This is a genomic window from Staphylococcus sp. EG-SA-17 (genome assembly GCF_017151845.1).
GTDB lineage: Bacteria > Bacillota > Bacilli > Staphylococcales > Staphylococcaceae > Staphylococcus > Staphylococcus aureus.
On sequence record NZ_JACVZO010000008.1, the window covers coordinates 34358 to 60114 of the forward strand.

Genomic DNA, 25757 nt, shown 5'->3' on the forward strand with positions numbered 1-25757 from the left:
GCAATGAAGTTTGTCATACCACAATGAACCTATATTCACATTTTGAAATTGCTTTCATATATGCAAAACACATTACACTGGATATAGCATTCGAAGGCGAACATAAATTTCAGAATATTGTAAAAATATAACGATATATTTATCATTTGGACAAAATATAGTGTGATATACTAATTTATAACATCTATACATAATGTGAAAGAATTTTCAAAAATACAATTAAATATCGGTGTAATAAATCCCTTTATACATAGGAGTTGTATACATGAAACTAAATAACTATTCTTTAAAAGTTAAAAACAAACAACTAGTTGACAATTGTGATTTAAATTTCTATCTTGGTCAGATCAATCACATTGTTGGTAAAAATGGTGTAGGAAAATCTTTATTAGCTAAAGATTTCTTACTAAATAATAGTGGAAATATCCCTAAGTCCATTTCTCAAAATGTAACCTTAATATCAAGTTCATCAAATATTCCTAATGATATAACAAAAGATTTTTTATTATCATTGTTAAAATCAAAATTTGAAAACAATCGACAAACATTCGATAAGATTTATAACATACTAAACATCGAAGCAATACCGTCTAACGTACTACTAAAAAACTTGAGTGATGGTCAAAAACAAAAGCTTAAATTATTAAGTTTCTTATTGGAAGATCATGATTTAATCATATTAGATGAAGTTACAAACGCTTTAGACAAGAAAACAGTTAATGAAATTTATGAATTTTTAAATGATTTTATTCAAAGCCATCAAACTAAAACTATTATCAATATTACACATAATTTATCCGATTTAAGTGCTTTGCCGGGTAAATACTTTATTTTTAAAGACCTTCAAATAGAAGAGTACCAATCAAAAGAAGAAGTCATAAATGATTACATTAATTTATAATTGAGGTGTCCACTTTGAAATTAGAATTTAAAAAAAGTATTTCCAATAAAATTATTTACACGCTTGGTGTGCTATTCATATTCCTTTTCTTACTTGGGTATTTTTTACCAATAGGAATAGACAAAGTTAAAAGTTTAAGCTATAGCCAGTTTTTCTTCAGTTCATATACTGTTGCAACGCAATTAGGGTTCTTACTATTTTCATTTGTTATTGCATATTTTATTAATAAAGAGTATTCGAATAAAAATATATTATTTTACAAGCTGATTGGCGATAATATCTTTACCTTCTTCTATAAAAAGGTAGCAGTGTTATTTTTTGAATGTTTAGTGTTCATAATTCTAAGTATCACTATTATTTCAATTATATATTCGGATTTCTCACATTACTTACTATTAATAATCTTATTTTCACTCGTTATCTTACAATATATCTTAGTTGTTGGAACAATTAGTATGGTTTCACCTAACATTTTAATCAGCTTAGGTATCAGTATTGTATATTGGATTGGTTCAGTCATCTTAGTTGCCATTAATAAAAATATATTTGGTATCGTTGCTCCATTTGAGGCGAGCAACACGATGTATCGTGCCGTAGAAAAAATATTGAATAACGAGTCAACATTTATATGTCCTACTGAAATTATAAATACAGTATCATTCTTCGTTCTTCTATTTATAGTTAATACTATTGTCTTATTACTAAGTAGAAAGAGATGGTTGAAAATCGGTATGTAGTACATAAAAAGGAGCGGCATCCATTGTCGCTCCTTTTTATTATGTATTTTTACAATCTCCACCAATGACACGTCGTCATTGTTACCTCAGACCAAACAAAAAAACAGTCTCGCAATCAAGACTGTTTTCCACTCAATATATTCATCCATTAGCGTAATGGATTATTTAACTTCTGTAGCTACAAAGATTTTACGTGTTTCCCAAACGCCTGTCTTTTCATTGTAATCATCACAAGTAATTAATGTTAATTGTTTATCTTTACCTTTTTGTTCATCTAGAACTTCTACATCTGTAGGCTTAACATCTCTTATACTTGTCATTTTATACTTACGTGTTTCATTACCAACTTTAAAGTACACCATACTACCTTTTTTGGCTGCTTTAAGATTTGTAAATTGATAGTTCGGACGGTCAATGAAAGTGTGCCCTGCAATTGAAATATTTTGATCATCTAGTGATTCGTTTTCTTCTGCAAAGCTTACACCTCTATTTAATTGTTCAGGTGTTGCTGGTCCTGGATATACTGGTTCTTTAATATCAGCATCTGGAATTTCAATATAGCCTGCCACTTTCGATTTATCTTTCGGAATCTGAGGTTTAGCTTGCTGCTTTTTATCCTTACTCGCCTGTTCTTTTACATTTTTATCATATTGTTCAATCTTTTCATCTTTATCTTTATCGTGAAGATAATTATCGATATGTGGTTTAGCAAACAAATATGCTGCCACTAGGATAAGTACCACACCAGCGATTGTCATTAATCGATTTGTCCATTTTTTCATACGTTAAGGCTCCTTTTATACATTTCACAATGCCTATTAACATTTCATATAGTATACCATTAATTTCAAAGTGACTCATAGCAATTCATTTTATACTATAAAATTTACATGTATGCTTTTACGTTAGATTTCATTACACATATTTGCATTCAAATAACGAAACGCTTTTAATAATTACTAAGGGGGAATTGTTATGATTAGATGCGCTAAAAAAGAGGATTTAAACGCTATATTAGTGATATACAATGATGCCATTATCAATACTACAGCTGTTTATACTTATGAACCACAAACCATAGACGAACGTGTCGCATGGTTTGAAACGAAACAACGTAAGCATGAGCCTATCTTTGTATTTGAGGAAAATGGAAGTGTCTTAGGGTTTGCGACGTTCGGTTCGTTTAGACCTTGGCCAGCATACCTATATACAATCGAACATTCTATTTATGTCGATGCTTCAGCTAGAGGAAAAGGTATTGCTAGTCAATTACTACACCATTTAATTGTGGAAGCAAAAGCTAAAGGTTATCGTGCGCTAGTTGCAGGCATTGATGCTTCCAACAAAGCGAGTATTCAGTTGCATCAAAAGTTTGCTTTTAAGCATGCCGGCACACTGACCAATGTAGGTTTTAAATTTAATCAATGGTTAGATTTAGCATTTTACGAATTAGATTTACAAGACTAGTAATGTTTGAATCACATAATATAAACAAGACGACCATGTCAATTCACTTAACATAACAAGCCAACATATAAAATTTTAAACTTCTCAGGGACAATTTACATCGTCCCTTTTATTTTTTCTTTTCAAATACTATCCCCATAGCTTTGATTTAACGCTTTTTCTCAATAACAAAACGAATATAGTAGAACATGAAAACGATAATCATGCTGAGCGATAAAGATTTAAATAATAGATTGACCCACGTTCCCTCAGTCGTATATCCATATGTAATCGTTGTGTTAATGATGAATGCTATAAAGATGATTGATAGTCTTAGCATATCATCACTCCTTTTAAGTTATTTTAGATATACGGGGGCGCTTTTGCAATCACTATTTTGATTAGCATGTATTTCCCATAAATTTTTCAACTTCTTCAGAGATAATTAAGAAGCATCTATCTGGTACTAATGATCCAGACAGATGCTTCTTTTTTATCAATATCTTATTGTTATCTCATTAATTATTTTTAACCATATCTTCAGCTGTGCCAAAGATTTTACGTTTAATTGCTTCGCCAGTTGGTGTGCCTGCTAGTCCACCCAATCCAGTTTCACGTAATGATGCAGGAAGGTTACGACCAACCTTATCCATTGCTTCAATAACTTCATCAACAGGTATTCTACTTTCAATACCTGCTAATGCTAAATCTGCTGAAATTAAAGCGTTACCCGAACCAATTGCATTTCTCATAACACAAGGAATTTCAACAAGTCCGGCTACTGGGTCACAAACTAATCCTAATAAATTGCTTATCGCTAATGCCATAGCGTGCCCGGATGCTTCTGGTGATCCTCCGAATATAGCTACTGCTGCAGCTGCCGCCATTGCAGATGCTGAACCAACTTCAGCTTGGCAGCCACCTGTTGCACCAGCTACACTTGCATTGTTTGCTACGACACGCCCAAACAACGCTGAAGTGAATAAGAAATCAATCATTTGCTCTTCTGTTAAATCATGTGTTTTTTCTAATTTAAAAAGTGCACCGGGAATGGTACCCGAGGAACCAGCTGTTGGCGTTGCACAAATAATACCCATCGCAGCATTGACTTCATTTGTTGCAATGGCACCTTTGACTGCGTCAATCATTTCATATCCAGACAAAGCATGATGTGTTTCATTATAATCACGTAGTTTAGCAGCGTCATGACCAGTGTAGCCCGTTACACTTTCAACGCCATCACCTGTCGTCCCTTTGATTACTGCGTCTCGCATGACATCTAAATTTTGTTTCATTTGCGCTCGCACTTCATCACGTGATTTACCGCTTAATTCCATTTCTTCTTTAACCATGATATCCGCAAATGATATATTATTTTCTACGGCATAATCTATAGTCTCTCTAATTGAATCAAACATGTTTATTCCCCCTCTAATTTATATAGGAAACGTTTACGTCACTGTATTTCTCTTTAATTGTATTTAATGTCGATTCTGAGATTGCTTTATTTAATGGTATTACAACCAAGCATTTATCTTCATCTATCTTAATAAATTCATCTTTACAGTCTAATTTCATATCGTTGATATCATTAATGAAATGATTTACTTGTGCTTTAGTCATATTTCCGTCGACAACTAAAATTGGTAATCCATGATTTAAATCTACTTCTAGTCCATTTATATGAATACCTTTAATTTTAATTGTACCACCACCGATTGAAATACCGATAATTTCAATGTAGCGACCATCATTACGAGATGATTTAATATAAGCACAGTTTGGATGTTGACCAATACTATCGCCTTCTTCTTCGATGATATCTATTTTAATACCATCATCAGCTGCAATTTCTAATGAAGATTTAATTCGGTTATCAAATGTTGAATATCCCATTGCTCCACCCACAATAGCGACATCTGTACCATGTCCTTGGTGTGTTTGAGCAAATGATTCATAATAATGTATTTCAATATTTTTAGGAATATCTCCCAATATTGCGCGTGCTGAATTCCCAATCTTTACTGCACCAGCCGTATGAGAACTTGAAGGGCCCATCATAACTGGTCCGATAATATCGAAAGCACTTTGATAATCATAGCTCTTTGCCATAATTAAACACTCTCCTTAATATGATTCTTTTTGCTCGGCATTTTAAAGTTGATATTCATTAAATTAAACTTATTAATTAGTGTTCCAATAATATAGGCTAAGACAATGCTGACAATAATCACTGTTGCGATTGTTACAATTGATGTCACTGCATTATTAAAGCCAAACAATACGATGGCGCCTGCAATTGGTGTTGCCATACCTTTGACACCTATTACTAGTCCGCTAAATGTCACGATACATGCGTTGACGACCCCAATCAGTGCATTTGTACCATATAGTTGTACTGGATATTGCGCTATTAAATCAATTTGCGTCAATGGCTCAATACAAACTGCAAATGCTTTTGACGGTCCACCAATGTTTAATTTTCGGAATAAAATAAGGTTAACAAATGAGCTACCTGTACATGTTAGTGCTCCAATAGCCATAGGAACACCTGTCAGTCCTAATAAACTTGTTAATACCATTGAACTTAGCGGTGTCATACCTGTAACAGGAATCACTAGTCCTAAAATGACCGCTAATGCATATGGATTGTTATCACCTACCGCAGTGACAGCACTACCTATTTGTTTTAATGTTGCTAGCACACCAGGTGTAATGATTGATGCAAGTCCGAAAGCAATTGCTGGTGCAAATAAGATCACCACAATTAAGTCCAAGCCTTCTGGAACTTTCTTTTCAATCCATTTAATTAAAAAAGCTACGCCATAAGCTGCGATAAATGCTGGTAATAATTTAAAGTCATGTAATACTAAACCAACAATGACCGCAAATACTGGTGCAACGCCTAAGTTTAAGCACGTTAAAATACCTACTGCAATACCGCTTAAACTTCCTGCTAAATCCCCAATATCTTGTAGAAATTTAATATCAAATACGCCACCAATAGCATAACTTAAGAATGCTTGTGGTAGAAATGTCGCACAAGCTGCACCGGATAATGCTTGTAGTCCTTGTTTACCGTACGGTGCATACTTTAAAAATAGCGTCATGATCACTAAAACCAAGACTAATGTGCCTACACCTAACAGAATATCCATTTCCCAAAAACCTCTCTCTATGTTTATTTTATTTTCAGACCATAAACATCGTACACCCTTAAGAAAACGTTTTCAACTTTTATCTGTTATCAAATCAAATATTTAAGTGAAATATTTCATATTTGTGAAAGATTTTTAAAATGGATTGTTTCAAAAACTACTTATGTTGTCATTAATATTTACTAATTAACTTTTCACTCTATATTTCAAACAGTTGTGTGAAAGTTTTTTGATAACTTTTTTACATCTGAAAGTGAGTAATATTTCTAAAAATTTTTAATATTTATACATTTTATCTTTCGAGCTATTTATTTTTGTTTTTGTGCTGTGTTTATAAAACCGCACACTATATTCAAAAATAACTTATTACACATATATTTGCAATAAGATAATTAAAGTAGGATATTATTTTTAGTTTTCTGATAGGAATGATTATAGTCTATAGGTTGAATCTTTACTTTTTTTAAAGCTAAATTTACATCAACTTAACAATGGCTGTTTATACTGAAGATGAAAATATTTAGTATAACTTAGTGGAGGCGATAAAGATGCAATTGAGTCATTCCGTTAAAGTTGCAATTTCTATCTATTTAGCACTTATCTTTATAACGTTCACTTCTTATTTAGTCATTATTTTATATACGAGTATGACTGGACATGATGTATCACATTTCGTTTTAGATAGTCAGCATTCTCATCATGGATCTCTTACGCAAAAACATTTGAGTCTTCCTGAAATCTCATTTAAATAGTTTATCCTCTGTGTTTCAACATTCATTTCCCATATCGATTCATTTATCTATCATCTAGACCACTACATCTTAGATGATTTTTTTATTTTCTCATTTCACTCTTTCTTAAAAGTCGATATAATGAATTAAATCATTATCATACACCGACATATTTTATGTTGTTGGTGTTAAGTTTTAAAGGGGTGAGATACTTGGCGAACAATCATTCAGCTTTGCGTTTAAAAGGAATTATACTTGCCATTGTCGGTGCTTGTTTATGGGGATTAGGTGGTACTGTTTCTGATTTCTTGTTCAAATATAAGAATATTAATGTCGATTGGTACGTCACTGCTCGACTTGTAGTCAGTGGTGTTTTCTTACTTATTATGTACAAAATGATGCAACCCAAACGTTCAATATTTAGCGTATTCCAAGATCGACGTATGTTAGGCAAATTACTTATCTTCAGTATACTGGGCATGTTAGTTGTACAATATGCTTATATGGCATCTATTAATACAGGTAATGCTGCGATTGCAACATTACTACAATACATTGCGCCAGTTTATATTATTATTTGGTTTGTCATAAGAGGCGTTGCAAAACTAACATTATTTGATGTGCTTGCTATTATCATGACACTATTAGGAACATTTTTATTATTAACGAATGGTTCATTTTCTAATTTAGTCGTCAATCCTGCAAGTTTATTCTGGGGTATTTTAGCTGGTGTAGCACTCGCTTTTTACACAATTTATCCTTCAGACCTACTTAACCGCTTCGGTTCGATTCTAATTGTCGGGTGGGCAATGCTTATTTCTGGTGTTGCGATGAATTTACGCCATCCAATTTGGCACATTGATATCACTAAATGGGACATATCAATTATATTATTTTTAATCTTTGGTATTATCGGTGGTACCGCACTCGCATTTTATTTCTTTATCGACAGTTTACAATACATATCAGCGAAAGAAACAACATTATTCGGAACTGTTGAACCTGTCGTAGCCGTTATCGCAAGCAGTCTATGGTTACATGTGGCATTCAAACCATTTCAAATCGTAGGCATCATTCTTATTATGATTTTAATTTTATTACTATCACTTAAAAGACAACCTGAAGCATTAGATGAATAAGAAAACTCTGATAATCACTTTAGCAAGTAACTATTATTTAACAATGTAGCTACCTTGTAGGTGATATCAGAGTTTTTTATTTTAATTAATAATATTTTTCACTTGGTATAAAAAGCGTCGGCGCTCTGGTATCGGAAATACTGGATAAATATGGAATTGGTAATATCCAGGTATAAAGTCATGTTCGATACCTTTCGCACTCAACAATTGCGATAAGTTCAAAGCATCTGGGTACAGTACTTCTTTTGTGCCAACAGTTAATGTAATACGACCTAAACCATCTAAGTCACCATTAATTGGTGATACTTTGTAGTTATCTAAAGGCGTGTCCCCTGCCCATTGTTCAGCTAAGAACACACTGCCATCCACACCTACCATTGGGTCTTTCTTTAAGTAGTCAGGAATTTCAGGATGCTGCATCGTTGCATCTAAAACTGGTGAAATTAATACAATATGTCCTGGTTGCACAATATGTTTTTCTTTTAACAATTGAGCAAATGATAAAGCAATTTGACCGCCCGCAGAGTCACCCATTACAACGATTTGTTTAGAATCTGCTACTTGATTCAATAAATCATGGTACAACTTTTCAAAAAGTACATACGTCGCTTGATAATCTTGATGCGGAATCTTCGGATATACTGGCATGATGACTTTAGCATTGAGTGTTTCTGCAAGTTCATCAATAAATTCGAAATGAATTTTGAGTGGGTCTTGGAACCATGCCCCTCCATGTGCATATAATATAACGCGTTGATGCTTATCTTGTTTATCGTTAACGGTATAAACGGTTGAACCGTAGTGCTTATCCACTGTTACTGGCATCTTAAACTGATAATTGGTGCCCTCATATTCACCTGCTGTCTGTGGCGCCATTTTTTCTAATGCTTTCATCGCTTCTTCTTTATACATAAAACGACGCTTAGCTCTAGATAATCGTATACCTTGTTCTAACATATAACTTTTCACACTGCGTTTTTCTTTAATTCTAATATGTGCGTATGCTGCTACTAAAAATCCAAACGCAAGTGTAGACCATTTTTTACGCATTTGTCGTCACTCCTCTTTGATGATTTCTACTATAGTATTAATGTACCATGCTGATTCTTATTACTACCAATATTTACTGGGAAATAAGTTATGATGTCTACATAATCTTAGCAATGCTAATCATTTGCGATATTCATGCTCATCGACATCGTTATTCACACTATCATTCATTTGCTTAAGATGATGTTCAAAACGTTGCATATCGATAAAACGCCCTTGACGATGCATTTCTTTTCCATTCATAAAAATTAAATCCACAGGTACAGTGAAAATATTTAATTCTCCAGCAATAGCTTCCACCTGACTTTGATTAATCACAGCTAATGGCACATTGGGATATGATTGCATCAAGTCTTCAATTTGTGGTAAAACGGCATGACACACGCTACACTGATCGCGCATGACATGTACGACTGCTAACGGATATTGATGAATAAATTCACGGAATGCTTCGACACTATTTAATTGCTTAACCATTTCGAACACCTTCTTACTTTTTATATTTTAAAATGAAGTCATTATTTTGTTGCTAAAATGTCTTGAAACACTTGTGGCACAGAGGTTATCTTCTTATCGCTCAATCTGTAAAAACCGCCTGTCTGTGTACCAATACAATGCACGCCATGTGCGGACACAATTTCAAACTGAAACACCCATTTCATCTTGCTTGCTTTAACTAAGTAAATACGACCTACTGGTTTGTCATGTATTGTGACAGGTACTTTATACTCTGCTTCCGTTTTCATAAGTATAGGTGAAATGCCTTGATTGATCATTGTTGAGTAATTCATGTGCTGATTAATAAATGCTGTTCTCAAATCTTCGAACCATCTAATATAAACGATATTACTAACGACACCCATCGCATCAATGTCGTAACCATTCACTTCGATTTCTTTCTCTGCAACTAATAGACCTTCTGTTGTCATAATGACAAATCTCCTTATCTTACAAATAGATTTAAAATCATGTTAATTTATTTTTATTACTTTCATGATAAAAATACAAGCAATTGAACTTTATTACGGAAAATCAAACTTTTCAATGAGACTATTAATTTGGCTAGTCGCGAAGATGCATTTTTCTAAAATGTGACAAAAACATAAGCAATGTTTTCTATATCTAACACTAATATTTAACTTATTATCATCAACACATCTGCTATACATCATTGCGCACTAAAAACAGGCTGGAACATAAATCCCTAAAAAAACAGCAGTAAGATATTTTCTAATTGAAAATTATCTTACTGCTGTTCTCTATTTATACAATACTTCGTATTGAATGGCTTCGCTTTCCTAGGGTGCCGTCTCAGCCTCGGTCTTCGACTGGCACTGCTCCCTCAGGAGTCTCGCCATTAGTACTACGTATTAACATGTAATTTTACTTTGAAATACTTTAAAAAAATAAGACACTTTCGCATAATTTAATAAATACCACTAAACTAAATTAACGAGGTGCCTTATGTATAAAAATTATAACATGACCCAACTTACACTACCAATAGAAACTTCTGTTAGAATTCCTCAAAATGATATTTCGCGATATGTTAATGAAATTTTTGAAACGATACCTGATAGCGAATTCGATGAATTCAGACATCATCGTGGCGCAACATCCTATCATCCAAAAATGATATTAAAAATCATCTTATATGCATATACTCAATCTGTATTTTCTGGTCGTAGAATAGAGAAATTACTTCATGACAGTATTCGAATGATGTAGTTAGCTCAAGATCAAATACCTTCTTATAAAACTATTAATCGTTTTAGAGTGAATCCTAATACTGATGCGTTAATTGAATCTTTATTTATTCAGTTCCATAGTCAATGTTTAAAGAAAAATCTTATTGATGATAATTCAATTTTTATTGATGGTACAAAAGTAGAAGCTAATGCCAATAGATATACATTTGTGTGGAAGAAAAGTATTCAAAATCACGAATCGAAATTGAACGAAAATTCAAAAGCATTATATCGTGACTTAGTTGAAGAAAAATAATACCAGAGATAAAAGAAGATGGATATAGCGATTTAACAATAGAAGAAATAGATTTAATTGGTAGTCATTTAGATAAAGAAATCGAAGATTTAAATCATTCTATTGAGAACGAAGATTGTGCTCAAATTAGAAAATAGACCCGTAAAAAAGAACTAAGATTAAGAAGTTCAAAAATAAATTTGATGATTATTCTGAAAGAAAAAGTAAATATGAAGAGCAAAAATCGATTCTTAAAGATAGAAATAGCTTTTCTAAAACTGATCATGATGCAACTTTTATGAGAATGAAAGAAGACCATATGAAAAATGGCCAACTTAAGCCAGGATACAATTTACAAATAGCGACAAATTCTCAATTTGTTTTATCCTATGACCTATTTCAAAATCCAACAGATACTGGAACATTAATTCCATTTTCAACACTCAAAATTGGAAATATGACGAACTTAATGATGAATTTATATGTCCTAATAACAAAAGAATAGGTTTTAAAAGATATGCATACCATAATGATAGATATGGTTTTAAACGAGACTTCAAACTATATGAATGTGATGACTGTTCATCATGTTCTTTGAGACATCAATGCATGAAGCCAAATTCGAAATCCAATAAGAAAATTATGAAGAATTATAATTGGGAATACTTTAAAGCCCAAATTAATCAAAAGCGTTCTGAACCAGAAACGAAAAAAATCTATAGTCAAAGAAAAATTGATGTAGAGCCTGTTTTTGGATTTATGAAAGCTATTTTGAGTTTCATTCGTATGTCAGTTCGAGGAATAAATAAAGTTAAACGAGAGCTAGGTTTTGTATTAATGGCACTTAATATAAGGAAAATAGCAGCTCAACGAGCTGTACATTATAAAATACATATCAAAAAAGCTAATTTCTATCAAATAATTAATAGAAATCAGCTTTTTTACATTGCCTAAGAACTTAATGTCTCAAGCTCTTTTGTAACGTATTCTGTTTCAACTCGCTACTTCGCATACGCACTACGAATGACAAAAAGTTCATTCATTTGATATGCTGTTTCATTTTTAATCATTATTTGACTGTCATAATTAGCTTACCTGGATCAGCATCTTGTACATCTTCAATGACAAGTTCTTTATTTTCAAGATTTGTAATAATCATTGGTGTAACGATGCTTGGTGCGTGTGATTTCAAGTATGCTAAATTCACTTTCATTAATGGTTGACCTTGTGTTACTTTTTCATCAACGTTAATCAGACTTTCGAATCCTTCGCCATTCAGTTTCACTGTATCGATACCAATATGAATAAGTACTTCGACACCACTTTCAGATTCTAATCCTATCGCATGTTTCGTAGGGAAGATTGTTTTCACTGTACCATCAAACGGTGCTACAATTTCACCTTTTTCAGGGATAAAGCCAACACCATCACCCATCATTTTACCAGCGAATACTTGATCAGGTACTTCTGATAATGGAATGATTTGACCGACACCTGGTGCATAGATATCTGTTGTTCCAAGTGCTTCTACGTGAACTGGTTCATCTGACATTTCTTCAGTCACTGTCGTTTCACTTGGTTTCGTAATTTCACCACTCATAATCTTGGCCATATCATGTTTAATTTGATCTGATTTTGGACCAAAGATAGCTTGCATATTGTTTCCAACTTCTAATACACCTGATGCGCCTAAAGCTTTAATACCTGCTACATCTACTTTTGATTTATCAACCACTTCTACGCGCAGACGTGTAATACATGCATCTAAATGTTTAATGTTTTCTTTTCCACCCATTGCATCTAAGACATCAAATGGTAATTTTGCGACACTAGAGTTACGAATTTCAGTTTCTTCATCTTCACGACCTGGTGTTTTCAATTTAAACTTACGAATTGCAAAGTCGAATAAGAAGTAATACACGATAGCATATACAATACCGACTGGAATAACTAATAATGCGTGTGAACGATCCCAGTTTAATAAACCATATAAAATATAATCTATGAAACCACCTGAGAATGTCATACCAATTTTAACGCCTAATAAATGCATTACTAAGAATGATGTACCAGCTAATAATACGTGAATTCCATAAAGTACTGGTGCTACAAATAAGAATGAAAATTCTAATGGCTCAGTGATACCAGTTAAAAATGCAGTTAATCCTGCTGATAACATTAAACCACCCACGACTTTTTTACGTTCTGGTCGTGCATTTTTATAAATCGCAAATGCTGCCGCTGGTAAACCAAACATCATAAATGGATATTTACCAGTAGTAAATGCACCAGCAGTAAATGGTACGCCATCTTTCAATTGTGCCATCCAAATACGTTGGTCACCACGAACTAATTCACCTGCGTGATTTGTATAACTACCGAATTCAAACCAGAACGGTGAATAGAAAATATGATGTAAACCAAATGGAATTAATGAGCGTTCAATAATACCGAATATAAACGTTGTTAATGTTAAATTTTTATTTAATAAGAAATTCGATAAACTATTTAATCCGTCTTGAATTGGTGGCCACGCAAAGCTTAAAACCACACCTGTTGCAATCGCTACGACCGATGTCACAATCGGTACAAATCGTTTACCTGCAAAGAATCCTAAAAATGGTGGTAGTGTAATGTTATAAAATTTGTTGTAGCACCATGCGGCTAAAGCACCCATGATAATACCGCCAAACACACCCGTTTGTAATGTTGGAATACCTAATACTAAGGCATGTGCCGGTTCTTTCGCTGCTTGACTTAATTCTTTTGCCCCTTTGGCATATGAGAAAATGTCATCAATTGTAATGTGCAACACTTTCCCCATTGTTGCATTCATAATTAAGTAACCTACTAGCGCTGCTAATGCTGCAACACCGTCTCCTCCTGCTAATCCAAGTGCTGTACCAACTGCAAATAATAATGGCAAGTTATCAAATACAACTTGTCCTGCTGCTTCCATGACCGACGAAATCATTACAATGATATCGTTTTTTAACCATGGTGCAATTTCTACTAATTGTTCGTTGTGCATTGCGTTACCAAACGCTAATAAAATACCAGCTGCTGGTAAAATCGCAACAGGTAACATTAATGCTTTACCGATACGTTGCAATTGTCCAAACAATTTCTTAAACATATAAACATCCCCTATCTCAATTTCCGCTTCCATGTACAAAAAAAGCAGGCATGAACAAACAAGACTATTCTCATAGTGCGGTTGTTTGCTCATGCCTGCATTACCAGTAACACGCAAGTGATATCTAATTCATAGCTATTATACATATTTGTAAAAGCGTTTTCAACAACTTTTTCACAATTTTATCATCAATTCAGTACGATCATTTGTGATAAATAAACAAAACGGCAATTCCCATTTTGTTGAAATAGAAATTACCGTTTTTATAGTTCAATTCAATTGTGATAACCTTTAAATCAGTTATAAGAAACGTTTTGCTGCCACTGAAATTGGTGGAATTTGATCTAAATCTAAATGCTTATCTTCAGTAATTGATCTAAATGCCCACTTACCATAACCAAGCGCTTCTTCATTTACAATTTTACCTGGTAATGGCGCAGCATTAGGATCAACATATACATCTACAATCGTTGGTACATCTTGTGCTAATGCCTCTTCGACTATAGCATCTACTTCGCTAGCACTCTTAATTGTATAACCTTTACCACCTGCTGCCTCAGCAAATTTTGCATGATCCATATCAGAAAAATCAACTGCATATTCTAATTCACCAGCTGCTTGTTGTTCATATTTAATAAATGCTAACTGTTTGTTATTAAGTACAAATACAGTTAAAGGTAAATCATATTGTACTGCTGTAGCGAAGTCTTGCATTACCATTTGGAATGCACCGTCACCAGCAATGGCAATCGCTTGTCTATTTGGATATGCAATTTTTGATGCCATAGCTCCTGGAAGACCGCAACCCATTGTACCTAACCAACTTGAAATGATGAACTTGTTGTTCACACCAAGATTTAAATAACGTGTAGACCAAACTGTTGCAGTACCAACATCTGCTGAAATTACTGCATCATCTTTAATAAATTTGTTAATTGATGCCATTAAACGTTCTGGACGTAATGGTTTGCTATTATTATTTTTATCTTGTTCCATCCATTTATCCCAAACCGCTTTACGTTCTAACGTTTTGTTTAAAAATGGTCTTTCCGCAACATGTTTAATATTTTCAGTTAACTGATGCAATGCAATTTTACTGTCTCCAACAATTCCTACATTAATATTAAAACGATGTCCGATATTTTTAGGATTTGTGTCGATTTGGATTGCTTTAATATTTTTCTTAGGTAAGTAATCTACATATGGATAGTTTGTACCTACCATAATTAGTAAATCTGCATCCTGCATTGTCTGATATGAGGTTTTTGTACCTATTTTACCTAAGTTACCAATACTGTATGGATGGTCATCCGGTAAGATTGTCTTAGCAGGTAATGAATGAACGACCGGAATTTTTGCCGCTTCAACAAACGCACGTAGCTCATCTTTCGCATGTTTTGCACCAACACCAATCAACATAACCGGCTTTTTACTCTTATTGATTAATTTAACAGCTTTTTTAATGTCTTTATATTTTGGTGATACAACAGTTGGTCTTGATGTATCTACTGGTTTATTCGTTGTATCTTTAATTTTTTCAGTTAATAAGTCGTTAGGACAAATAACAACAGCTACACCTTTTTGTTCATATGCCGTACGAATTGCTTCGTTAACAATTTCAAACACATTGTCACCTTTTTCAATTTGGTGATTATAAATGGCTACATCTTCACATAATTTTTGTAAATTTGTTTCTTGGAATGCTTTCGTTCCAAGTGCTGTACTATTCGTTTGTCCAGATAATATTAATTGCGGTACATTATCCATTTTGGCATCATACATACCATTTAATAAATGAATTAAACCAGGGCCACCGATACTTAATGCCACACCGATTTTACCAGTTAATTTTGTGTAACCAGCAGCCGCTAAGCTTGCTACTTCTTCATGACGTACATGATAAAATTTAAATTGATCTCTCACTGTACGTAAACTATCGACTACTGCGTCGATTGAGTCTCCTGGAATACCATACAAGTGATCTATATCCCATGCTTGTAATGCTTTAACTAATGCTTCATTTGCTTTTATTTTTGCCATTATTACTAATAGCCTCCCTTTCTGTCTATCATTTTAAATATCTAAATTAATAGAATAATAAAATTAGAACAGGTATTAACACTGAACTAATAACTGCAGTTAAAATCATCCCAATTGAACTAAATGCACCGGATTCAATATCCATTTCTAGTGCTTTAGCTGTGCCAAATGCATGTGACGCATTCCCATACGTTAAACCTTTGGCGATAGAAGATTCAAATCTTCCAAATCTTAATAACATCGAACCTAAAATACTACCGATTAAACCCGTTGTGATAATAAAAAGTACGGTCATCGTATCTGTACCACCTAGTTCATGTGACACTTCGATACCTACTGCGGCTGTTATAGATCGGGGCAATAACGTTACAATGACGTCTTTAGAATAGCCAAATGCTTTAAGTGTTAAGAACACTAACATGAAATTCAGCATGACGCCAGTTAATACACTTGCAAAAATGATAGAGACATTGTCTTTAATTTTCTCTCTATTTTTATAAAGTGGGTACGCTAAACATACGACCGTTGCGTTTAAAATATGGTTGATCCAACTGCCACCTTTCATATACCCGTTATAACTAATTCCAAAGATAAGTAAGACAAAAATAATTCCTAAAGATGCAATTAATGCTGGATTCAAAAATGGGTTCGGATATTTTTGTTGTAACCTTTTAGCGAAATAATATAAAACGACAGTCAACAAAATCATTAATAAGGCTTGCACGTAATCATTCATAAGCGTCTACACCTTTACGATGTTTATGTTTAACAGACATTTTTTCAGCAATATAACCTGAAGATAATGCAACGATACATGTTCCTATGATAATGACTGCGAAAAAGAGTATATAATTTAGCGTAATTTCGGAAGCAACATCCATAATACCTACAACTGACGGTATGAAGAAAAAGACCATCGTCTTTAATAAAAAGTTTGCACCGTCTTCTACCCAAGTTAGCGGTACAATCTTAAATTGTAATAGTAAATAAAATAAAAATAGACCAACAATACTGCCGGCTAAGGGAAGATGAAAAATCTTTTGAATTTCTGTGCCAATATAAGTAATCACAATGATGATTCCTAGTTGTAGTAGTAGTTTGATTATTAATTGGACTTTGTGCATGGCGCCATCCCTTTCTAAATATGTCTAAATTGTTACAATAACTATTATAAAGATGGCGTACACAATATAAAAATACTCTTTTTTTATAGTTTGTATTACTATTTTCTATGGAAACGCTCTCTAAATTTCACTTCATTTTCACAAAAAAACACTCATTATTTCAATGACCCACGTAATGATGCGCCTTAAATAATGAGTGCTTTATTAATATGTTAGCCTAAACGGTCTTTCAAAAATTCTATCCATTTCGTTGTGGCATGACTTAATTGTTTATCCTTCTTCCAAACAACACCTAATTCCCAATGTACATGAGCATCTTCAATGCGTAGCAGCTTCACATCTCCATTTAGTTGCTCTGAAATTGATGTTGGTAAAATACTAATACCTAATTCATTCGTAACTAAATCTTCTATAACATGCCATTGTGAAATTTGCGCTACAGTATTCGGAACAAAGCCAACGTTTTTAGCATTTTCAATAATTTTATCATTCAAGTAAAAGTCTTTATTAAATAAAATGAAGTCTTCACCTGCTAAATCTTCGAGTTTAACAGTTTCATATTTTGCGAGTCGATGCTCTCTGCTCACGATAAGTCGCAAATCTTCCTTATCTAGGGTAGTATAATCGAAAATATGATGATCGACTGGCAAAGTGGTCACGCCTATATCTACTTCATCATTGATAATTTGCTGTTCAATCGTTTTGCCGCCATTTTCTATTAAATTATATGTAACATTTGGATATTGTTGATGGAATGCACCAAGAATATTGATAAGAATCTTCATATTCATGACTGCCGACATACCCATGTTTATATGCCCTGTTTCCAGTCCATTCAAGCGTTCCATTTCAGATGGTAAATAATCATACAGTGCAACAATTTCTTTACTTTTCTCATAAAAAATTTGACCTGCATCGGTAAGAATTAAATGTCTTTTACTTCTATCAAATAAGGGCGTGCCCATTTCATTTTCAATATCTTTAATTGCTTTACTAATTGTAGGTTGTGCAATATATAATGATTTGGAAGCATTAGTCATGCCCCCTTGCTTAACGACTTCAATAAAATATTTCATATGTTTGATATCCACTAACATCATCCTAACTATTTCAACACGTTTATTTCATTATACACAACTTCTTAAACATTCAATAAATTTAGATTTATAAAATTGCTTTATAAAAAGTTTCATGTAAAATACACATTCTTTTATGGTATTATATTAATGGCTCAAGTTTGTTATTCGAGGTGAGGTATTGAGCTTTTACGAATTTATGCAAAGTTTTCTTGGTGATGACACACCATTAGGTGAATTGGTTGATTGGATTAATCAAGATAGCAATTTCCCTAGAGAAGTGAAGAGCCATAGTGAAATATTGTCATATTTTCGAACAAATCCATGTCCTGAAAGCATCTCAGTACCTGTAATTAAACGGGCACTATCAGTTTTCAACCAATTCACAAATGTACAATGATACATGAATACATGGAGTCACATCATCTCATGTTAGCGCTCTGATTGCAGGGCGCTATTTTTAATGTTATCGCTACATTTAGTATGTTGTGATTGCTATTTTCTTTCAGTTATAAAACCACGTACCTTTTCTTTTAAATCATTTATATTTTCCCACTAATATCCGCTGTTAATCAATTCTGACATCCTTGTATCACTATGACAATTAATTGTTAAATACATTAATTTCTACATTTTATGAAAAAATCCATTTTTATTACAATTCAACACTTTATATGACAACTTCATTACAGTTACTTTTATTGTTGATTGCTTGCATTGTTTTCTAAAAAAATTTTGTTATCATAAATAACGTTGAATAAAGAAAAAAATTAACTTGGGAGATAAAAATGGAATATAAAAAGATACTAATTCGTTTATTAATTGCTTTTGCAGTACTTTTCTCAGCAGATTTCACTTATCAATCCGTCGAACAAACGCATCAATCGCATGCCGCAGTTAATTATTATAGTAAAAACCAATGTACATGGTGGGCATTTAAACGTCGCGCACAAGTTGGCAAACCTGTCTCTAACAAATGGGGTAATGCCAAAAATTGGTATAACAATGCACGTAAATCAAAATATGCGACTGGTCGTACACCAAGAAAATTTGCTGTAATGCAATCAACTGCAGGATATTATGGACATGTCGCAGTTGTTGAACAAGTATATAAAAACGGTAGTATTAAAGTTTCAGAATACAACTTTTATCGCCCATTAAAATACAATACACGTGTACTAAGCAAAAAGGCAGCACGTAACTTTAACTATATTTACTAATCAAAAAACTTCTATCACGAACGCTTCAATTTCCTGTATGCGTGTGATAGAAGTTTTTATTTTTTGTTCATATTAATTTATTTAAGCGCTACGATGGACTGACTTAAACTTTTCTTTAAAATCGCTATTCGCAATTTACTATTGTTGTCTAATTTCTTGTAAAATACGTTCCGCTGCTTGTGTATTTGCACGGGGTTCTTGCTTCAATGCTTCAGCTACTTTAGCAATTTCATCACCTTTTGCTCCTACAACGATAGCTAATGATTTATATTGTAAACTCATATGACCTTGTTGAATACCTTCTGACACAAGCGCGCGACATGCTGCAAAGTTTTGCGCTAAACCAACGGCAGCAACTACATGACCTAATTCTTGTGCTGACTCTACATTTAGTAGCTCTAATGAAGCTTTAGCTATTGGTAATACTTTCGTACCACCCCCAACAATTGCTAATGTCATTGGTACTTCAATTGTACCAATCAATCGTTGACGATCTTGATCGTAACGCCATGTAGCAATACCACGATACTGTCCGTCACGACTCGCATATGCATGCGCACTTGCTTCTGCACCACGCGTATCATTTCCTGTTGCTAAAACAACAGCATGTATGCCATTCATAACACCTTTATTATGTGTTGCAGCACGATGAATATCAACTTGTGCCAATACAGAAGCACGTTCCATTCGTTTGGCAACCTCTTCCCCAGTTCTCTCGCCCCTTGCTAAATCTTTAACATCAATTTCGCCTTGAACTTTAACAACGGACGCTGTTGCATGATTGGATAAAATACTCATTAAAATATCGCTTTGCGGAAATTCATTTTTTAAAAATGCAGTTATGGCCTCTAAAATCGTATTAAGCATATTAGCGCCCATAGCATCTTTCGTATCAACAAATACTTTTAAAGATAGTAACTGTTGCTCAGGAAATGTATCAATCGCTATACGTTGGTAACCACCACCACGCGCTTTAATAGAAGGATATGCCTCATCCGCAATTTTATGAATTTGCTTTTCTAAAGCTTTAATGTCTGCTGATAATTTTTCAGTATCGTCAACGCCATCAAAGACGATTTGACCTATCATAATACGTTCAGAAGATACCGTTTTAAATCCGCCAGTCTGATTCACTAGCTTTGCACCATAACTAGCTGCAGCGACAACTGAAGGCTCTTCCACCATCATAGGTACAACATATGCCTTATCGTCCACAATGATATTCGGTAATAATCCAACGGGTAATGCACCTTGCGCGATGACATTTTCAATTAAACTATTGGCTACTTCTTCATCGATTAATGGATGATTCAGTAAAATGTCGAATTGTTCTTCTGATAACCATTGCTTATCAACCAATTGTTGTAACTTTTCTTTACGAGATAAATGTCGAAAATTCTTATCTAAATTTTGCATGGACGTACTCCTTTTACTTCACATAATTTTTAACATTTCAATCACTACTATTTTTACCACAAAATAACGTCATTCGTCTTAAAATTCAATTGAATAATTGTCGTTTTGACTTTAAAATAAAACAAGGTAAATTAAAACGCTTACAAGAAACGACAAATCATTTTTAAATTTAGTATATTTCTTTGTATAAAATTAGCATATTCTGATATGATACAAGTGTTGCTTTTATAAATTTGAAAGGATGTAAAACCTTATGACAATAGGTATCGATAAAATAAACTTTTACGTTCCAAAGTACTATGTAGACATGGCTAAATTAGCAGAAGCACGCCAAGTAGATCCAAACAAATTTTTAATTGGTATTGGTCAAACTGAAATGGCTGTTAGTCCTGTAAACCAAGACATCGTTTCAATGGGCGCTAATGCTGCTAAGGACATTATAACAGACGAAGACAAAAAGAAAATTGGTATGGTAATTGTGGCAACTGAATCAGCAGTTGATGCTGCTAAAGCAGCCGCTGTTCAAATTCACAACTTATTAGGTATTCAACCTTTTGCACGTTGCTTTGAAATGAAAGAAGCTTGTTATGCTGCAACACCAGCAATTCAATTAGCTAAAGATTATTTAGCAACTAGACCGAATGAAAAAGTATTAGTTATTGCTACAGATACAGCACGTTATGGATTGAATTCAGGCGGCGAGCCAACACAAGGTGCTGGCGCAGTTGCGATGGTTATTGCACATAATCCAAGCATTTTGGCATTAAATCAAGATGCTGTTGCTTACACTGAAGACGTTTATGATTTCTGGCGTCCAACTGGACATAAATATCCATTAGTTGATGGTGCATTATCTAAAGATGCTTATATCCGCTCATTCCAACAAAGCTGGAATGAATACGCAAAACGTCAAGGTAAGTCGCTAGCTGACTTCGCATCTCTATGCTTCCATGTTCCATTTACAAAAATGGGTAAAAAGGCATTAGAGTCAATCATTGATAACGCTGATGAAACAACTCAAGAGCGTTTACGTTCAGGATATGAAGATGCTGTAGATTATAACCGTTATGTCGGTAACATTTATACTGGATCACTATATTTAAGCCTAATTTCATTACTTGAAAATCGTGATTTACAAGCTGGTGAAACAATCGGTTTATTCAGTTATGGCTCAGGTTCAGTTGGTGAATTCTATAGTGCGACATTAGTTGAAGGCTACAAAGATCATTTAGATCAGGCTGCTCACAAAGCATTATTAAATAACCGTACTGAAGTATCTGTTGATGCATATGAAACATTCTTCAAACGTTTTGATGACGTAGACTTTGACGAAGAACAAGATGCTGTTCATGAAGATCGCCATATTTTCTACTTATCAAATATTGAAAATAACGTTCGCGAATATCACAGACCAGAGTAATCTGTGTATTTGAAAGACATTTAAATATAACCTAAAAACAGCAGTAAGACCACTTCTAATTGAAATCGTCTTACTGCTGTTTTCTATTTATAATGCTTCGTCTTGAATGAATTCATTATGCCTATTTGACATATTATTAAAGTTTTCCTAATGCCTGGATCCTTTATACGTTACGGCTTCGTGCTATGTTTTGGTACATAAAGCTTTGACATATCGATATTCTCCAACTCTAACAGCTTAATTTTATTATTAATCGTTCCACCGAATCCTGTTAAGCTACCCGTTTTACCGACAACACGATGACATGGCACGATAATTGATAATGGATTACTTCCGACTGCACCTCCAACCGCTTGAGCTGACATTTTTGGCTTATCAAGCACCTTGCCTACTTTTTTGGCAATAGCACCATACGTTGTTAACGTCCCATAAGGAATCTGTCTTAATTCATTCCAAACACACTGTTGAAAATCACTACCTGTTGGCTTTAAAGGTATTGTGATTTCAGGATTGTCACCTTTAAAATACGCGTCTAACCACTGTGTCGCCTCTTTAAATATCGCTAAAGACGTATTTTCTTCCCTATTACCATCACCTTGTTGATTTTCAAACAAAACAGCGGTCAGACTTACCCCATCACTCAAAAGTTCCAATCGTCCAACAGGAGAATCATAGTAACTCTTATATACCATAAACACACACTCCTTTTGCATCATCATACTATTCATTTAACTTTATGAAAATGATTAACACTTTATGCTTTATCAAGATCAACTATTCACTTCCAAATCAAAATTCACACAGACTTCCAACACAATATACCATTTCTTAATTAACTATGTATCAACACATACATTTCTTAACCATTGATTAATATTTACTTTTAAATTCTTACTTACTTCAAAAATTACACAAAAAGTTCATAAAGTGCCTACAATGCGCCGTTTTTAAAACTACAATGGTGGAAAAATAGAATTGCCATTGTTTATAGTTTGCATATAGTTTCAATGTATTTTCTTTTACTTATTAGTTTAAAAATTTAGAGGTGATGTTTATGAATAACAATTTTTTCAATAGTGACTTCGATTCTATTTTACGAAGAATGATGCAAGACATGCAAAGCTCAAATCAGACTAGTAACAAGAAATACTATATTAATGGTAAAGAAGTTTCACCGGAAGAATTAGCACAATTTACGCAACAGGGTGGTAATCATTCTGCCGAACAAAGTGCGCAAGCTTTTCAACAAGCAGCACTAAGACAACAAGGTCAACAAGGTGGCAATGGCAATTATTTAGAACAAATTGGTCGCAATCTTACGCAAGAGGCTCGTGACGGATTATTAGATCCAGTCATCGGTCGTGATAAAGAAATCCAAGAGACTGCAGAAGTCTTAAGTAGACGCACTAAAAACAATCCTATCCTAGTCGGAGAAGCTGGGGTTGGTAAAACTGCGATTGTCGAAGGTTTAGCGCAAGCAATCGTTGAAGGGAACGTACCTGCAGCAATCAAAGATAAAGAAATTATATCTATAGATATTTCATCGCTTGAAGCTGGAACGCAATATCGTGGCGCCTTTGAAGAAAACATCCAAAAGTTAGTTGAAGGCGTTAAATCATCACAAAATGCTGTGCTCTTCTTTGACGAAATTCACCAAATCATCGGTTCCGGTGCAACTGGAAGTGATTCCGGTAGTAAAGGGTTATCTGATATTTTAAAACCAGCATTAAGTCGTGGTGAAATTTCAATTATAGGTGCAACGACTCAAGATGAATATCGAAACAATATTCTTAAAGATGCTGCATTAACGCGCAGATTTAATGAAGTACTTGTTAATGAACCAAGTGCTAAAGATACTGTTGAAATTTTAAAAGGTATTCGCGAAAAATTCGAAGAACACCATCAAGTAAAATTACCAGATGACGTATTAAAAGCATGTGTTGACTTATCAATTCAATATATTCCACAACGATTATTACCAGATAAAGCAATCGATGTGTTAGATATTACAGCAGCACATTTATCTGCACAAAGCCCTGCTATTGATAAAGTCGCGACTGAAAAACGTATTTCTGAATTGGAACATGATAAGCGTAAAGCGGTAAGTGCTGAAGAATATAAAAAAGCTGACGACATTCAAAATGAAATCAAATCATTACAAGATAAATTAGAAAATAGTAATGGTGAACATACTGCCGTTGCTACTGTTCATGATATTTCAGATACTATTCAACGATTAACTGGTATTCCAGTTTCTCAAATGGATGATAACGATATTGAACGTTTAAAAAATATTTCTAATCGTTTAAGAAGTAAAATCATAGGTCAAGATCAAGCTGTAGAAATGGTTTCTCGTGCAATTCGCCGTAATCGTGCTGGGTTTGATGACGGCAACCGTCCAATTGGCAGTTTCCTATTTGTTGGCCCTACTGGTGTTGGTAAAACAGAGCTTGCTAAACAATTAGCAATTGATCTATTTGGTAATAAAGATGCACTGATTCGACTTGATATGAGTGAATATAGTGACACAACAGCTGTTTCAAAAATGATTGGTACAACTGCTGGTTATGTCGGTTATGATGACAATTCAAATACGTTAACTGAAAAAGTACGCCGTAATCCATATTCAGTCATTCTATTTGATGAAATCGAAAAAGCAAATCCACAAATTTTAACATTGTTATTACAAGTAATGGATGATGGTAATTTGACTGATGGTCAAGGTAATGTCATCAACTTTAAAAATACAATTATTATTTGTACATCAAATGCTGGCTTTGGTAACGGTACAGACCAAGAATACGATGACATTATGCATGAAATGAAAAAATTCTTCCGCCCTGAATTCCTTAACCGCTTCAACGGTATCGTTGAATTCTTACATTTAGATAAAGATGCATTACAAGATATCGTCAACTTATTATTAGACGATGTCCAAGTAACATTAGATAAAAAAGGTATTACGATGAATGTCTCTCAAGATGCAAAAGATTGGTTAATTGAAGAAGGTTATGATGAAGACTTAGGCGCACGCCCATTAAGACGTATTGTTGAACAGCAAGTACGTGACAAAATTACAGATTACTATTTAGATCATACTGACGTTAAACATGTGGATTTAGATATCGAGGACAATGAATTAGTCGTCAAAGGTAAATCATGATACTTTAACATATTGCG

The 25757-nt window shown here is 33.7% G+C and carries 25 protein-coding genes and 1 pseudogene; 10 read left to right on the forward strand and 16 right to left on the reverse strand.

The window, feature by feature from the left end; genetic code table 11:
* Positions 1–265: 265 nt before the first annotated feature.
* Both IDG65_RS05520 and IDG65_RS05525 read left to right on the forward strand, forming a co-directional pair.
* A complete protein-coding gene (locus IDG65_RS05520; protein WP_000773921.1) occupies positions 266–901 on the forward strand; it encodes an ATP-binding cassette domain-containing protein in 636 nt (211 codons plus the stop codon).
* Positions 902–906: 5 nt separating this feature from the next.
* Positions 907–1638, forward strand: coding sequence for a peptide ABC transporter permease (locus IDG65_RS05525; RefSeq protein WP_014667756.1), 732 nt, complete (start codon positions 907–909; stop codon positions 1636–1638).
* Between the two features lie 161 nt (positions 1639–1799).
* Here IDG65_RS05525 and srtA read toward each other — a convergent pair whose 3' ends face one another.
* Positions 1800–2420 carry a class A sortase SrtA gene (srtA, locus tag IDG65_RS05530; protein ID WP_000759360.1) on the reverse strand — a complete coding sequence of 207 codons (621 nt, stop codon included), beginning with the start codon at positions 2418–2420 and terminating at the stop codon, positions 1800–1802.
* Between the two features lie 193 nt (positions 2421–2613).
* Between srtA and IDG65_RS05535 the strand changes: the two genes are divergently transcribed.
* The gene (locus IDG65_RS05535) at positions 2614–3105 is read left to right on the forward strand and encodes a GNAT family N-acetyltransferase (RefSeq protein WP_000617359.1); all 492 of its coding nucleotides are present in this window, start codon (positions 2614–2616) and stop codon (positions 3103–3105) included.
* A gap of 148 nt (positions 3106–3253) precedes the next feature.
* Here IDG65_RS05535 and IDG65_RS05540 read toward each other — a convergent pair whose 3' ends face one another.
* The 5 genes from IDG65_RS05540 to IDG65_RS05560 form a co-directional block, all read right to left on the reverse strand.
* Positions 3254–3424, reverse strand: coding sequence for a hypothetical protein (locus IDG65_RS05540; protein WP_001549802.1), 171 nt, complete (start codon positions 3422–3424; stop codon positions 3254–3256).
* Positions 3425–3485: 61 nt separating this feature from the next.
* Complete coding sequence (locus IDG65_RS05545) at positions 3486–3584, reverse strand: hypothetical protein (protein WP_031789447.1); 99 nt, start codon at positions 3582–3584, stop codon at positions 3486–3488.
* Between the two features lie 18 nt (positions 3585–3602).
* Positions 3603–4502: an L-serine ammonia-lyase, iron-sulfur-dependent, subunit alpha gene (sdaAA, locus tag IDG65_RS05550; RefSeq protein WP_000460418.1), complete on the reverse strand. Its 900-nt coding sequence runs from the start codon at positions 4500–4502 to the stop codon at positions 3603–3605.
* A gap of 13 nt (positions 4503–4515) precedes the next feature.
* Positions 4516–5196 carry an L-serine ammonia-lyase, iron-sulfur-dependent subunit beta gene (sdaAB, locus tag IDG65_RS05555; protein WP_001140234.1) on the reverse strand — a complete coding sequence of 227 codons (681 nt, stop codon included), beginning with the start codon at positions 5194–5196 and terminating at the stop codon, positions 4516–4518.
* Between the two features lie 2 nt (positions 5197–5198).
* Positions 5199–6242, reverse strand: a complete 1044-nt coding sequence (locus tag IDG65_RS05560) for a PTS sugar transporter subunit IIC (protein WP_000353634.1) — start codon at positions 6240–6242, stop codon at positions 5199–5201.
* Positions 6243–6790: 548 nt separating this feature from the next.
* Here IDG65_RS05560 and IDG65_RS05565 point away from each other — a divergent pair.
* Positions 6791–6994, forward strand: a complete 204-nt coding sequence (locus tag IDG65_RS05565; RefSeq protein WP_001177186.1) for a hypothetical protein — start codon at positions 6791–6793, stop codon at positions 6992–6994.
* Positions 6995–7176: 182 nt separating this feature from the next.
* Positions 7177–8112 (forward strand): DMT family transporter, encoded by a 936-nt coding sequence (locus tag IDG65_RS05570; RefSeq protein ID WP_072362001.1) that lies wholly within the window; start codon positions 7177–7179, stop codon positions 8110–8112.
* A gap of 81 nt (positions 8113–8193) precedes the next feature.
* Here the strand turns inward: IDG65_RS05570 and IDG65_RS05575 are convergent, their stop codons facing one another.
* The 3 genes from IDG65_RS05575 to IDG65_RS05585 all read right to left on the reverse strand — a co-directional run bounded on the left by IDG65_RS05575 (position 8194) and on the right by IDG65_RS05585 (position 10091).
* Positions 8194–9162: an alpha/beta hydrolase fold domain-containing protein gene (locus tag IDG65_RS05575; RefSeq protein WP_001228168.1), complete on the reverse strand. Its 969-nt coding sequence runs from the start codon at positions 9160–9162 to the stop codon at positions 8194–8196.
* Between the two features lie 120 nt (positions 9163–9282).
* The gene (locus tag IDG65_RS05580; protein ID WP_000240663.1) at positions 9283–9639 is read right to left on the reverse strand and encodes a thioredoxin family protein; all 357 of its coding nucleotides are present in this window, start codon (positions 9637–9639) and stop codon (positions 9283–9285) included.
* A gap of 41 nt (positions 9640–9680) precedes the next feature.
* Positions 9681–10091 carry an acyl-CoA thioesterase gene (locus IDG65_RS05585; RefSeq protein WP_000206033.1) on the reverse strand — a complete coding sequence of 137 codons (411 nt, stop codon included), beginning with the start codon at positions 10089–10091 and terminating at the stop codon, positions 9681–9683.
* A gap of 535 nt (positions 10092–10626) precedes the next feature.
* Here IDG65_RS05585 and IDG65_RS05590 point away from each other — a divergent pair.
* Positions 10627–12127: pseudogene (locus tag IDG65_RS05590) on the forward strand (transposase).
* A gap of 87 nt (positions 12128–12214) precedes the next feature.
* Here the strand turns inward: IDG65_RS05590 and ptsG are convergent.
* From ptsG to cidR, 5 genes are all read right to left on the reverse strand, one after another.
* Positions 12215–14281, reverse strand: coding sequence for a glucose-specific PTS transporter subunit IIBC (gene ptsG / locus IDG65_RS05595; RefSeq protein WP_000473691.1), 2067 nt, complete (start codon positions 14279–14281; stop codon positions 12215–12217).
* A gap of 300 nt (positions 14282–14581) precedes the next feature.
* Positions 14582–16321 (reverse strand): pyruvate oxidase, encoded by a 1740-nt coding sequence (locus tag IDG65_RS05600; RefSeq protein WP_001062645.1) that lies wholly within the window; start codon positions 16319–16321, stop codon positions 14582–14584.
* 46 nt (positions 16322–16367) lie between these two features.
* Positions 16368–17057, reverse strand: a complete 690-nt coding sequence (locus IDG65_RS05605) for an LrgB family protein (protein WP_001001019.1) — start codon at positions 17055–17057, stop codon at positions 16368–16370.
* Positions 17050–17445: a holin-like murein hydrolase modulator CidA gene (cidA, locus tag IDG65_RS05610; RefSeq protein WP_000549734.1), complete on the reverse strand. Its 396-nt coding sequence runs from the start codon at positions 17443–17445 to the stop codon at positions 17050–17052. Before cidA ends, IDG65_RS05605 begins: the two co-directional genes overlap by 8 nt.
* 212 nt (positions 17446–17657) lie before the next feature.
* Positions 17658–18536: a cidABC operon transcriptional activator CidR gene (gene cidR / locus IDG65_RS05615; protein ID WP_000351761.1), complete on the reverse strand. Its 879-nt coding sequence runs from the start codon at positions 18534–18536 to the stop codon at positions 17658–17660.
* Positions 18537–18702: 166 nt separating this feature from the next.
* Between cidR and IDG65_RS05620 the strand changes: the two genes are divergently transcribed.
* Together IDG65_RS05620 and IDG65_RS05625 are read left to right on the forward strand one after the other, a co-directional pair.
* On the forward strand, positions 18703–18921 hold the full coding sequence (locus IDG65_RS05620) for a sterile alpha motif-like domain-containing protein (protein ID WP_000011687.1): 219 nt from the start codon (positions 18703–18705) through the stop codon (positions 18919–18921).
* 388 nt (positions 18922–19309) lie between these two features.
* Positions 19310–19741 carry a CHAP domain-containing protein gene (locus IDG65_RS05625; protein ID WP_000455858.1) on the forward strand — a complete coding sequence of 144 codons (432 nt, stop codon included), beginning with the start codon at positions 19310–19312 and terminating at the stop codon, positions 19739–19741.
* A gap of 138 nt (positions 19742–19879) precedes the next feature.
* On the opposite strand, the gene IDG65_RS05630 is transcribed toward IDG65_RS05625, so the two are convergent.
* Positions 19880–21157, reverse strand: coding sequence for a hydroxymethylglutaryl-CoA reductase, degradative (locus tag IDG65_RS05630; protein ID WP_001180327.1), 1278 nt, complete (start codon positions 21155–21157; stop codon positions 19880–19882).
* Positions 21158–21410: 253 nt separating this feature from the next.
* Between IDG65_RS05630 and IDG65_RS05635 the strand changes: the two genes are divergently transcribed.
* The gene (locus tag IDG65_RS05635) at positions 21411–22577 is read left to right on the forward strand and encodes a hydroxymethylglutaryl-CoA synthase (protein ID WP_000151986.1); all 1167 of its coding nucleotides are present in this window, start codon (positions 21411–21413) and stop codon (positions 22575–22577) included.
* 170 nt (positions 22578–22747) lie between these two features.
* Here the strand turns inward: IDG65_RS05635 and IDG65_RS05640 are convergent, their stop codons facing one another.
* Positions 22748–23269, reverse strand: a complete 522-nt coding sequence (locus tag IDG65_RS05640; RefSeq protein WP_000262592.1) for a methylated-DNA--[protein]-cysteine S-methyltransferase — start codon at positions 23267–23269, stop codon at positions 22748–22750.
* Positions 23270–23631: 362 nt separating this feature from the next.
* On the opposite strand from IDG65_RS05640, the gene clpL reads away from it, so the two are divergent.
* Positions 23632–25740, forward strand: a complete 2109-nt coding sequence (clpL, locus tag IDG65_RS05645; RefSeq protein ID WP_001063342.1) for an ATP-dependent Clp protease ATP-binding subunit ClpL — start codon at positions 23632–23634, stop codon at positions 25738–25740.
* Positions 25741–25757 lie beyond the last annotated feature (17 nt).